Source organism: Pelagibius sp. (genome assembly GCF_028281305.1).
Taxonomy (GTDB): domain Bacteria; phylum Pseudomonadota; class Alphaproteobacteria; order Kiloniellales; family Kiloniellaceae; genus Pelagibius.
Map to the genome: position 1 here is coordinate 1 of NZ_JANQKD010000010.1, position 11,855 is coordinate 11,855.

Annotated in this window: 12 protein-coding genes; 11 read left to right on the plus strand and 1 reads right to left on the minus strand. The window is 64.6% G+C overall.

All coding sequences use genetic code 11. The annotated features are described in order from the left end of the window. On the minus strand, nucleotides 1–453 hold a 453-nt coding region (locus Q0982_RS01805), incomplete at its 3' end, for an alcohol dehydrogenase catalytic domain-containing protein (RefSeq protein WP_299391208.1). Between the two features lie 441 nt (nucleotides 454–894). On the opposite strand from Q0982_RS01805, the gene Q0982_RS01810 reads away from it, so the two are divergent. The 11 genes from Q0982_RS01810 (at nucleotide 895) to Q0982_RS01860 (ending at nucleotide 11,718) form a co-directional block, all read left to right on the plus strand. Then, nucleotides 895–2,952: a protein meaA gene (locus Q0982_RS01810; RefSeq protein WP_299391210.1), complete on the plus strand. Its 2,058-nt coding sequence runs from the start codon at nucleotides 895–897 to the stop codon at nucleotides 2,950–2,952. A gap of 78 nt (nucleotides 2,953–3,030) precedes the next feature. After that, entirely contained in the window at nucleotides 3,031–3,885 is an 855-nt protein-coding gene (locus tag Q0982_RS01815; RefSeq protein ID WP_299391211.1) for a phosphoribosyltransferase, read from the plus strand. A gap of 15 nt (nucleotides 3,886–3,900) precedes the next feature. Then, a complete protein-coding gene (locus tag Q0982_RS01820) occupies nucleotides 3,901–4,854 on the plus strand; it encodes a DNA-processing protein DprA (protein ID WP_299391213.1) in 954 nt (317 codons plus the stop codon). Nucleotides 4,855–4,951: 97 nt separating this feature from the next. Continuing rightward, entirely contained in the window at nucleotides 4,952–6,049 is a 1,098-nt protein-coding gene (locus tag Q0982_RS01825; RefSeq protein WP_299391215.1) for a TRAP transporter substrate-binding protein, read from the plus strand. A 713-nt stretch (nucleotides 6,050–6,762) separates the two neighbouring features. Continuing rightward, nucleotides 6,763–7,344 carry a cytochrome b gene (locus tag Q0982_RS01830; protein WP_299391216.1) on the plus strand — a complete coding sequence of 194 codons (582 nt, stop codon included), beginning with the start codon at nucleotides 6,763–6,765 and terminating at the stop codon, nucleotides 7,342–7,344. Then, nucleotides 7,341–7,922 carry a YceI family protein gene (locus tag Q0982_RS01835; RefSeq protein ID WP_299391218.1) on the plus strand — a complete coding sequence of 194 codons (582 nt, stop codon included), beginning with the start codon at nucleotides 7,341–7,343 and terminating at the stop codon, nucleotides 7,920–7,922. Before Q0982_RS01830 ends, Q0982_RS01835 begins: the two co-directional genes overlap by 4 nt. A 72-nt stretch (nucleotides 7,923–7,994) precedes the next feature. Next, nucleotides 7,995–8,612: a YceI family protein gene (locus Q0982_RS01840; protein ID WP_299391220.1), complete on the plus strand. Its 618-nt coding sequence runs from the start codon at nucleotides 7,995–7,997 to the stop codon at nucleotides 8,610–8,612. 323 nt (nucleotides 8,613–8,935) lie between these two features. Further along, nucleotides 8,936–9,208 carry a hypothetical protein gene (locus Q0982_RS01845; RefSeq protein ID WP_299391221.1) on the plus strand — a complete coding sequence of 91 codons (273 nt, stop codon included), beginning with the start codon at nucleotides 8,936–8,938 and terminating at the stop codon, nucleotides 9,206–9,208. Then, complete coding sequence (locus Q0982_RS01850; RefSeq protein WP_322096929.1) at nucleotides 9,205–9,717, plus strand: ATP-binding protein; 513 nt, start codon at nucleotides 9,205–9,207, stop codon at nucleotides 9,715–9,717. Before Q0982_RS01845 ends, Q0982_RS01850 begins: the two co-directional genes overlap by 4 nt. A 166-nt stretch (nucleotides 9,718–9,883) precedes the next feature. Beyond that, complete coding sequence (locus tag Q0982_RS01855; RefSeq protein ID WP_299391223.1) at nucleotides 9,884–11,155, plus strand: acetamidase/formamidase family protein; 1,272 nt, start codon at nucleotides 9,884–9,886, stop codon at nucleotides 11,153–11,155. Continuing rightward, nucleotides 11,152–11,718, plus strand: coding sequence for a hypothetical protein (locus Q0982_RS01860; protein WP_299391225.1), 567 nt, complete (start codon nucleotides 11,152–11,154; stop codon nucleotides 11,716–11,718). The genes Q0982_RS01855 and Q0982_RS01860 overlap by 4 nt, the downstream gene beginning before the upstream one ends. The last annotated feature ends 137 nt before the right edge of the window (nucleotides 11,719–11,855 follow it).

Consider the following 11,855-nt stretch of genomic DNA (forward strand, 5'->3'; position numbering starts at 1 on the left):
GAACATCGGGTCGCCGCCGTTGCACTCCTCGTCGTCGCCGTCATCCTGGTTGCAGTGCACCACGACTTCGTCGCCGACCTTCCAGCGTTTCACCTTGGAACCGACGGCCCAGACGATGCCCGCGGCATCGGAGCCGGCGATGTGGTAGGGCGCCTTGTGGACGTCGAAAGGGGAGATGGGTACGCCGAGGCCGGCCCAGACGCCGTTGTAGTTGACGCCGGCGGCCATCACCATGACCAGCACGTCGTGGCTGTCGAGCTCGGGCGTGTCGACCACCTCGACCTGCATGGCCTGTTCCGGCTCGCCGTGGCGCTCGCGGCGGATCAGCCAGCCGTACATCTGCTTGGGCACGTGTCCCAGCGGCGGAATTTCGCCGACTTCGTACAGGTCCTTCACCGGACGCTGGGTCTCCTGCGGTCCGCTGCCTTCCACCGTTTCGAGCACTTCAGCCATGCCCTTACCCTCCTCTTGATCTCTGCCGTAGTGGCCGGACGGCGCTTTCTGCCCTCCGGCTCTGGTTCACTGGGCCATTTTCCCCCGGGCCATTGTTATTGCGCCTGTCCCAACGCCCGGTCCCAACGCTTGGCCCCAGGGCTTCTGCCCCGGGACAACGCCGGACCCCGGCACGAAATTCCGTCTGGAGGGTCCGCACCAGGCGCCCCCTGGCCAGACTCTTAGACCTTCGATTCCCATATTGCAATGCACAAGATGGACGATATGTACATATTTCGTATAGTATTCGTAACGATCTGTCGTTTTATGGTTTCAAAAAGGAAGATGATAACCTAAATTCGCCTAATCTGGTCCCTTTGGTGCAGTGCAGCGATAGGGTAAACTTCCCAGACCGGAGCGGGTGGGCCCTGTCGGAAAATGAGGGCAGAAATGGGTGGCAAGATGAGCGATCAGGCGGAAAACAAGGCTTCCGGCCAGGCTTCCGGCGCGGCGCCGCAGCGGGACACTTCTGAAGCGCGCAAGCGCGATCGGCCCTGGCTGATCCGCACCTATGCCGGCCATTCGACGGCGGCGGCCTCCAACGCGCTCTACCGCAAGAACCTGGCGCGCGGCCAGACCGGGCTGTCGGTGGCCTTCGACCTGCCGACCCAGACCGGCTACGATTCGGATCATGCGCTGGCGCGCGGCGAGGTGGGCAAGGTCGGCGTGCCGGTGAGCCACCTGGGCGACATGGAGAAGCTCTTCGCGGAGATCCCGCTGGAGCGCATGAACACCTCCATGACCATCAATGCCACCGCCCCCTGGCTGCTGGCGCTCTACATCGCCTGCGCCGAGAAGCAGGGCGTGGCACGCGCCGATCTTACCGGCACGGTGCAGAACGACATCATCAAGGAATACCTCTCCCGCGGGACCTACATCTTCCCACCGGAGCCCTCCCTGAAGCTGATCTCCGACGTCATCGCCTTCGCCTACCGCGAGGTGCCGAAGTGGAACCCCACCAACGTCTGCTCCTACCACCTGCAGGAAGCGGGGGCGACGCCGGTGCAGGAACTGGCCTATGCATTGGCCACCGCGACGGCGGTGCTGGATACGGTGCGCAGCTCCGGCCAGGTGCCGGAGGAGGACTTTCCCCGCGTTGTCGGGCGCATCTCCTTCTTCGTCAATGCCGGCCTGCGCTTCGTCACCGAGCTCTGCAAGATGCGCGCCTTCACCCAGCTCTGGGACGAGATCTGTCGGGAGCGTTACGGCATCGAGGAACCGAAGTTCCGCCGCTTCCGCTACGGCGTGCAGGTGAACTCCCTGGGGCTCACCGAGCAGCAGCCGGAAAACAACGTCTACCGCATCCTCCTGGAAACCCTGGCCGTCACGCTGTCCAAGGATGCCCGGGCGCGCGCCGTGCAGCTGCCGGCCTGGAACGAAGCGCTCGGCCTGCCGCGGCCCTGGGACCAGCAGTGGTCGCTGCGCCTGCAGCAGATCCTCGCCTTCGAAACCGATCTGCTGGAATACGCCGACATCTTCGAGGGCTCGACGGTGATCGCCGCCAAGGTGGAGGAGTTGAAGGCCGAGGCGCGGGCGGAGCTGGCCCGCATCGACGACATGGGCGGCGCCATCGCCGCCGTCGAGAACGCCTACATGAAGGAGCGGCTGGTCGAGAGCGCAGCGCGGCGGCTGGAGGCCATCGAATCAGGCGAACAGACCGTGGTCGGCGTGAACGCCTATCAGGAAAGCGAGCCTTCGCCGTTGACCGAGGGCGCCGACGGCGGTTTCATGGCGCCCGACCCGGCGGCCGAGACGGCGCAGATCGAAGGCCTCACCGCCTGGCGCGCGGCGCGGGATCAGGACGCGGCGGCCCAGGCCCTGGCGGCGCTGGAAGCGGCGGCGCGCGACGGCGCCAATATCATGGAGCCCTCCATCGCCTGCGCCCATGCCGGAGTCACCACCGGCGAATGGGCCGAGGCCCTGCGCAGGGTCTTCGGCGAGTACCGCGCCCCCACCGGCGTCGGCGGCGCCACCTCGGCAGCCTTGGAGGACGAGGACGGCCTCTCCTCCGTGCGGGCGCGGGTGGAGGCAGTCTCCGCCCGCCTCGGGCGGCGCCTGAAGATGCTGGTCGGCAAGCCCGGCCTCGACGGCCATTCCAACGGCGCCGAGCAGATCGCCGTGCGCGCCCGCGACGCCGGCTTCGAGGTGGTCTATGAAGGCATTCGATTGACCCCCGGCCAGATCGTCGGCGCGGCCCTGGAAGAGGGGGTCCACGTCATCGGCCTCTCGATCCTCTCCGGCTCCCACGTCGCTCTGGTGACCGAGGTGCGCGACCGCATGGCCAAGGCGGGCCTCACCCGCGTGCCGCTGATCGCCGGCGGCATCATCCCGCCGGAGGACGAGGCGGCGCTGAAGGCCGCCGGCGTCGCCGCGGTCTACACCCCCAAGGACTACGACCTCACCGCCATCCTCGCCGACATCGTCGACATCGTCGATCGCACGACGCAGGAAGCGGCGTAATTCTTCTTCCCTTTATTGGCTAACAATTCTGAGTTCGTTCTCTGTATAGTAGTTTTCTCCCGTACAGAGGATGATTTGATGAGCGGCTTCTTCGAGGAGATTCTGGGACCAAAGATTTCCCGCGAGAGATTTGAGCAGATCAGGTCCGATGAAATTGCTCGACGAATTCATTTCCCGACTACTCACTCCACTGCACTCAAAAGGAGTGAAGGAGAAAAATGGTACGGAAGCTTCAGTGTGCCATTTTGGGAATCCGTAGGACTGGTGTTCGAGCAGCAGACTGGCTTAGAGCTCTTTCGCAGCAAGTACGGATACTGGCGGTCGATAAGGGACGAATCAGAATACGAGGCTATTGCGGATTGGATTGAAAGCCAAAGAAACAGAGTATTTCTCCGCGATTGCTTGGATGCCTCAATTGCCCTGAGCTTCAATTTTATGGAGAAAGCAGAACGCCGCTACACGAAGCTCGGTAAGCTTGAGCATGATGCTAAGTATCAACAGGATGAATCTGCAGTCCGCAAACTTGCTGGGATTTGCGTCAGAGTCATCAGGTCTCTTCCATCCTATAAGGATGCAACACATATCTCCGCAGTACCGCCTCGACCAGATAAGGGCTTCGATCTTCCCTCTTCTATCGCAGGTCAAGTTGCCCAGGCACTTTCGATGATTGATGTTACTAGCCTTTACGAGTGGTCAGGTGACAAAGGTTCCCTTAAAGAAGCGGCTGATGCGGAGAAGTGGGATCAGTTGGAGGCGGCGGGCCTCAACTTTGTCGGCGGCGATCTTAGCGGTACGCGTGTTATACTAATTGACGATCTTTACCAGTCGGGCCAGACAATGCAATTTGTGGCTTCAAGATTGGCGGAGGCGAATGCGGGCGAAATTCTTGGTTTGGCGTTGGTGAAGTCCTGGCGCGATACGGACAACCAGTAACGGGATGCGCCAAGTATGACAAATTCTAGGGCCGAATTGGCTTACAAGCTCTTAGGCGCACGCGGAATTGGACCAAAAGCGGCATCCAAAATTCTGTGCGATTTGCTTTCTGAGCCATTTGAGAATGCTGGTGCGTTGACTGAGAAGCACCACGCGATCTTGCGTCATCACTTGTCAGGGTCTCAAATAGATACTGTCCTAGCTGCGGATCGGAGACTGCGAGCGCAGATTGATGATGTTTTGATAGATGGCGGCGAATTTGTGACTGTCTTGGATGATAACTATCCACAGCGGCTGCGACATATCCTTGCAGACGAGACACCTCCGGTTCTTGGTTACTTCGGGAACGCCTCTTTGTTTGAGGAAACATCCGTTGGCTTTTGTGGGTCGCGGAGGGCCAGTGAAAAAGGCATCAGAACTGCCGAGGATTGTGTCGAGCAAATAGTGGAAAGTGGATTCGTCGTTGTTTCTGGAAATGCCGCCGGCATCGACCTTGCAGCCCACAAGCGGGCCCTCGAGTGTGGAGGGAGAACCATCTTTGTGCTGCCGGAGGGTCTCCTGAGGTTCAGGGTAAAGAAGGAGCTTAAAGACGTTTGGGATTGGGAGCGGGTGCTCATCGTTAGCGAGTTTCAGCCAGGGCAGACTTGGAATGCTCACCAAGCAATGACCCGTAACAAGACGATAATTGGCCTCAGTGATATTTTGGTTGCCATTGAAGCTGGACGCACCGGTGGAACCATCGCAGCTGGCCAGGAAGCTCTTCAGCTTAGGTTACCGGTGTTCGCACCGGTCTACGAAGGGATGCCGCCAGAGGCAGAGGGAAATGACATCCTAGTGAGCAAGGGAGCTAGACCCCTTCGCCGCAGCAAATCGACCGGACGCGCTAGCCTAGCAGCAGTGATTGACGAGCTAGTTTCAATTAGCAAGCGACGTTTGCACCCTCCGCGCCAACTAGGTTTCGGCATTTAACTTCAAACAGAACGCGGTTAGGCTCCCGGCCAACACGACCGCGCGGGCACCGTAAAGCGGGACCGCGCAGGCAGCTTTGTTGGGAGGAGACCACAGAATGAAACGCCGGAACTTCATGAAGCGCGCCGGTCTGGCGGCAGGCGGGGCGGCTGCGGCTGCTTCAACCACGCTGGCGGCGCCGGCCATCGCCCAGGACCGGGTGGAATGGAACATGGTGATGCCCTGGCCCAAGGGCACGCCGGGGGTCGGGGTCAACGCCGAGCGCTTCGCCCAGCGGGTCATGGCGATGAGCGGCGGGCGCATCACCATCCGCACCTTCGGCGCCGGCGAACTGGTGCCGCCCTTCGAGAGCTTCGATGCGGTGCAGTCGGGCTCCGCCGACATCCTGCACGGCACCCCCTACTTCTGGGTCGGCAAGTCCAAGGCCTTCAACTACTTCACCACGCTGCCTTTCGGGCTCAACGCCGTCGAGCTGCCGGCCTGGCTGACCTACGGCGGCGGCCAGGACCTCTGGGACGAGGTCTATGCCGACTTCGGCCTGAAGCCCTTCTACGCCGGCTCCAGCGGCGTGCAGGCGGGCGGCTGGTTCAAGAGCGAGATCAACTCCGTCGAGGACCTGCAGGGCCTGAAAATCCGCATCGCCGGTCTGGGCGGCGAGGTGATGCGGCGCATCGGCGCCGTGGTGGTGTTGCTGCCGCCGGGCGAGATCCTGCCCTCCATGCAGTCCGGCGCCATCGACGCGGCGGAGTGGATCGGCCCCTGGAACGACGTCGCCTTCGGCCTGCAGAAGGTCGCCCGCTACTACTACGCTCCGGCCTTTCACGAGCCCGGGCCCGGCCTGGAGATCACCGTCAACAAGGCGAAGTTCGAGGCCCTGCCGGACGACCTGAAGGCCATCTTCCAGGCCGCGGCCACGGCGACGGCCCAGGAGACGCTGACCGATTTCGCCTACCACAACATCGAGGCCTTCGGTCCCTTGCTGGCCGACTATGACGTGGAGCTGCGCAGCTTCTCCGAGGAGATCGTCGCCCGCCTCGGCGCGGTGACGCGGGAGGTGGCCGAGGAGATCGGCGCCACCGACGCCCTGACGCAGAAGGTCCATGCCTCCTACATGGCCTTCGTGCGCAAGTCCGCCGCCTATCAGGGCTCTTTCGAGGAGACCATGCTGCGCCAGCGCCGCCAGGTTTGGGCATAGAGGTCTGGGCTTAACCGCTCTTGGGGGGTGGGGGCGACCGCTGCTCCGCCCCCCAATCGTCATGCTCGGGCTTGACCCGAGCATCCATGGCGGAGGCGAAACCGAAGCTTTCCGGCAGAGGCTTCAGCGGACGGCGCCCGCTGCTCCCCCTCACCCAGCTTCGGCTAGGTTCGCTACGCTCACCAAGCCTGCGCAACCCTCTCCCGCCAGGGGAGAGGGATTCTTTAATCTGCGGCGCCGCAGATGTCCCCTCTCCCCTGGTGGGAGAGGGAGGGGCCCGCGAAGCGGGAGGGTGAGGGGGATGTCGCCAGGAGCGATATGCACCATCGGCTCCGTCATCCCTCAACCGTCATGCTCGGGCTTGACCCCAGCATCCATGGCGGAGGCGGAACTGAAGCTTTCCGGCAGAGGTTCCAGCGGGCGGGCCGATGGACCCCCTATGACGCCAGAGGGGACAAGCCTGAGGGTGACGAGTGAGCGCTTTGGCATAGGGTGCGCCTAATGGACAGAAGGCGTCTGCGACGTCGACCGGGAATGGATCGGCGCCGCAGCGCGTATATTTCCCAGGACGCGACTGTCAAGGCGGCCGGCGTTCAAACATATTTGATTCAGCGCTGTCGGGGTGCCGGCCCTAGGTTGGGGTGCCCTGCGGCGACCCTGCCTGCGCCGCCTGGCCAACTGGGACTCAATCGACGATGCGGCGGACGATGCGGATGACCAACAGCGCCGATCGCTACGGTGCCGTCGCGCAGATCCTGCACTGGGTCACGGTGGCGCTCTTCATCGCCATCTTCGCGCTGGCGTGGATCCAGGACGGCATGCCGCTGTCGCCGGAAAAGGTCCAGATCATCAACCTGCACAAGTCTGTGGGCGTGACCATCCTGGCACTGGCGGTGCTGCGTCTGGCCTGGCGCTGGTATTCACCGCCGCCCAGCCTGCCGGAGCGCATGGCAGGATGGGAGCGGCGCGCCGCGCATGCCAGCCATATCGCCCTCTACGTCGTGCTGCTGGCCCAGCCGTTGATCGGAATCCTGCATTCGGCGGCCGCCAACTTCCCGGTGGTGGTCTTTGGCCTCTTCACCCTGCCCGCGCTGATCGGCCCGAGCGAGGAGGTGAAACAGGTGCTGGAAAGCGCCCACCACCTGCTGGCCCGGGTCATCCTGGCGCTGCTCGTTGTCCACATTCTGGCGGCGTTGCGCCACCACTTCGTCGTGAAAGACGACGTGCTGACCCGCATGCTGCCGTTTGCCGGGCCGAGCGCCGGTCCGGGCGCCAAGCCGGGTGCCGGGCGATGAGGCCACTCCTGCCCGCTCTTGCAGCGGCCTGCGCGCTGTGGGGCGCCGCGGCGACGGCCAACGATGTGCCGCTCTGGACGGTCGAGGAGGACAGCCGCGTCGGCTTCGTCGCCACCCAGTCCGGCGCGCCGGTGGAGGGTGCCTTCGAGGCCTTCACCGCGGAAATCGCCTTCGATCCCGACAACCTGGCCGCCAGCCGGGTCGCCGTCGTCATCGACGTCGCCAGCGTCAACAGCGAGAGCAAAGACCGCGACGATACCATCCGCTCCGCCGCGCTTTTCGACGTGGCGCAATGGCCCGAGGCACGCTTCCTGGCCGAAGGCTTCACCGCGCTGGGCGACGACCGCTTCGAGGCGGGAGGCAACCTCACCATGCGCGACGTCACGCTGCCGGTGGTGCTGCCCTTCACCCTCACCATCACCGAAGAGGGCGGCGTCCAACGCGCCCGGGCCAGCGGCGAACTGGAGGTCAGCCGCCTGGACTACGGCATCGGCCAGGGCCTCTGGGCCGACACCTCGGTGGTGGGCGAGGCGGTGGTCATCCGCATCGACATCACCGCCAGCCGCCCTGGGTCATAGCTTTGGGCCTTAGCTTTGGGCCGCAGTGCCGCCGTTCCCCATCCATCACGACGACACCTTGGGAGACCCTTCATGCCGCTCTTGACGATCCTGAAAACCCGACACCTCGGCCGCGCGCTTGCCGCCGCACTGCTGGCGCTGCCGCTTGCGTTCGCCTCCGTCCAAGGCGCCCAGGCCGCCCAGACCTACACCCTCGATTCCGCTCATGCCGATGTGATCTTCCTGGTCGACCACCTCGGTTACTCCGCCACCGTCGGGCGCATCGGCGACGTGCAGGGCAGCATCACCTTCGACGAAGCCGCGGTCGAGAACTCTGCGGTGGAGATCGTCATGCAGGCCGCCAGCCTCGACACAAACCACACCAAGCGCGACGAGCACCTGCGCAGCGCCGAGTTCTTCAACGTCGAGCAGTTCCCGACCATCACCTTCACCAGTACCGGGATCGCCAAGACCGGCGACAACACCGGCACCCTGACCGGCGACCTGACCCTGCTGGGGGTGACCAAGCCGGTCACCCTGGACGTCACCTTCAACTTGAAGTCGCCGCACCCGATCTATGAGGGCAAGGAGACGGTGGGTTTCTCCGCCCGCGGCAGCCTGAAGCGCACCGACTTTGGCATGGCTGCTTATGCTCCGGCCGTCGGCGACGAGGTCGAACTGATCATCGAGGTCGAGGCCATCGAGCCCTAGGTCTGCGAGGACAATCAGGGTTAACGCGGGGCGGAGGAGGCGCGGATCCTCCGCCCACCCCGCTTGCCACTGTTGACAAATGCCCGGCAATCCCGTCTCATCGGGGCGTTATGGACAGTTTCCGCCTGAACGGCATCGCCATTCGAATTACGGACCCGGCACCCAGAGGGTAGCCGGGACAAGCCGTTTCGACGTTTCGCGATCACCGTTTCAGGGGACAGACAATGTCCGCTTCCATGCATTCCGTTTACGCGTCGGCCGCCCTGCGGCCCGCTTCTTCATGTTCTGATGTCAATACTCAGACGCCCTCTGGGGCGCCTGCTGTGGCGCCGGTCTACTGTTTTTCCATCCTGGCCACCGCCGAGCCGGGGGTGATGCCCCGGGTTCTGGAGCTCTTTGCCAAGCGCGGCCTGGTGCCGACGCGCTGGCACAGCGACGTCACCGGACCAGGTGGCCGCGATCTGGCGGTCGACATCCAGGTCGACGGCCTGGACGTGCGGACCGGCGACTACATCGCCCGCTGCCTGCGCCAGGTCTTCGAGGTGGATACGGTGCTGACCTCTCAGAAGCACGTGGGGCAGAATCGCGGGGGATGATGACAGCGGCCCCGCCGCCCGCAGGCGGGCCGGTTCTGCATCTGCTTTGCGGCAAGATCGCATCGGGCAAGTCGACCCTGGCGCGCCGCCTGGCGGCGGCGCCGCACACGGTGCTGATCTGCGAGGACGACTGGCTGGCACGGCTCTACCCGGGCGAGATCGCAACTCTGGAAGACTACGGACGATGTTCGCGGCGCCTGCGCGCGGTTATGGCGGACCATGTGAGCGCTCTGCTGCGCAGCGGCTTCAGCGTCGTCATGGATGCCCCGGCCAACACGGTCGAGACGCGGCGGGCGCTGCGCACAATCTTCGAAGCGGCGCGGGTGGAGCACCGTCTGCATTTTCTCGACCTGCCCGACGATCTCTGCAAAGCGCGCCTGCGGCAGAGAAACGCGGCCGGCGACCATGCGTTCTCGCCCAGCGATGCGGACTACGATCTCTTCACCAGCCTGTTCCAGGCTCCGGGCGCGGAAGAAGGCTTCGATCTGGTCGTCCACCCCGCGCCGTAACGGGCGTAGGCCTATGACCGGACCGCTATACCTTCCGGTCGACAACCTTCCCGTCCACGAAGGCCCCTGCTATCCTCACAGATTGGCGGGGATCTAGCTGGGACATCCCGCTGCAATGCGTCGGCGCGAAGAATCAAAAACAAGCCGGCATGACAGGAGGCGGATCATGAGAACTCTGTTCGTAGTCTGTGCGGTTGCAGCCCTTGGAATTGCGGGGGGTCCCGTCGGGGGCATCGTGGGGGACGCCGGGGCCGACACCACCGACGTCAAGTGGCAGACCCGGGTGGTGGTCGAAAAGCAGGGTGCACACTGCGTCGATGACCCGAACTGCTTCAACCGTTATCACCCGGACATCCCCGCAGCGGTCCGCGCCAACCCCGGCGACATGATTGTCTTCCACACGCGCGATGCGCTGGATTCCGATCTCACGCTCGACTCCAATGCCGACGACCTGGCCGCGCTGGATCTCAATCTCGTGCATCCCATGACCGGGCCGGTGCACATCGAAGGCGCCGAGCGCGGAGACGTGATCGCCGTCACCCTGGTCGATATCGAACCGGACGAGTACGGCTACACCGTCATCGTGCCCGGCTTCGGTTTCCTGCGCGACATCTATACCGAGCCCTATCTGGTGAACTGGAAGCTGAGCCGCACCCACGCCGTCTCCGACCAGATGCCCGGCATCAAGGTGCCTTACGAGGCCTTCATGGGTTCGGTCGGCGTGATGCCCGGCCAGTCGGAGGTCGAGACCTGGCTGGAGCGCGAACGGCTGCTGGCCGAGGCCGGCGGCATCGCGCTGCCGCCGCAGCCTATCGGGGCGCTGCCCTCGGCGGTCTGCGGACCGGAAGGCCCGGCACGGGATCAGTGCCTGCGCACCGTTCCGCCGCGCGAGAACGGCGGCAACATGGACGTGCAGCAGATGCAGGTCGGCACCACCCTGCTGCTGCCCTGCTTTGTCGATGGTTGCGGGCTCTTCGTCGGCGATGTGCACTTTGCCCAGGGTGACGGCGAGGTCTCCGGCACGGCGATCGAGACCGGCGCCGTGGTGACGCTGACGGTGGAGATCCGCAAGGGCCAGGGCGCGGTCATCACGGGCCCCGAGGTCGAAGGCGGCACGCAGATCAAGGACATCGAGCCCTCCAAGTTCTACCAGACCATCGGCCTGCCGCTGAAGGCCGCGGGCGAGGTCCCGCCGCCGCACACCTACCTGGACAGCGAGAAGATCGCCGACCTCACCAACCTCTCCGAGGATCTGACCTTGGCGGCCCGTGATGCGTTGATCAAGATGATCGCCTACATCCAGCGCGAGCACGGCCTGACCGCGGAGCAGGCCTACATCCTGGCCAGTGTCGCGGTCGACCTGCGGATCGGCCAGGTGGTCGACGTGCCGAACTATGTCGTCACCGCCGTGCTGAACGAGGACGTCTTCGCCGAGTGACCGGGATGCGAACCCGCCGCAAAGCGCTTGGCCTGGGCCTGCGGGTCGCCGCCGGGGCGGCGGCGGTCGTGCTGCTGGGCGGCCACACGCCCTATGGGCAGTGGGTGGTCTACCGCAAGAAGCACCTGCTGATCGGCTGCCACAGGGCCGATCCCGCGACCTACGATCTGGCCAAGCGGGTGGTGGGGCTGCTGGACGAACACCTGCCGGCGGCGAAGTCTCGGGTCGCGCGTGCGCCCAATGCCGGGCGCCTTGCCAGCCTGCTGGCGACGGCGCAGATGGACGTGGCAACCCTGGGCCCGGACGATGCCACGGCCATGCTGGCCGGCAGCGGCGGCTTTGCGGCCTACGGGCCCGTCGCTCTCCGCCTGCTGTTGCCGCTGGACGACCGGCTTCTGGTCGCCCGGGCCGAATTCCCCGAACGGCATGCCTGGCTGGTGGCTTCCGCCCTGGTCGGCACGGCGCTGGTCCCCGCCGGCCAGGGCGCGGAAGACCGGGCGGTGCCGTGGCATCCCGGCGCCCGCGCCTTCCTGGAGGGCCGCGAGGAGCCCGGCAAAGACTAGGGGCTTCTCTTGTTTGACGGCACCGGCCCGCTCCCCCTCCCGGCCACCCAACACCAGTATCCTATGGGTGGCCGGGAGGGGGAGCGGGCTGGAACTGCTTCGACGTAAGTCGAAATTCTTCTAGCGCCGAGTCACAG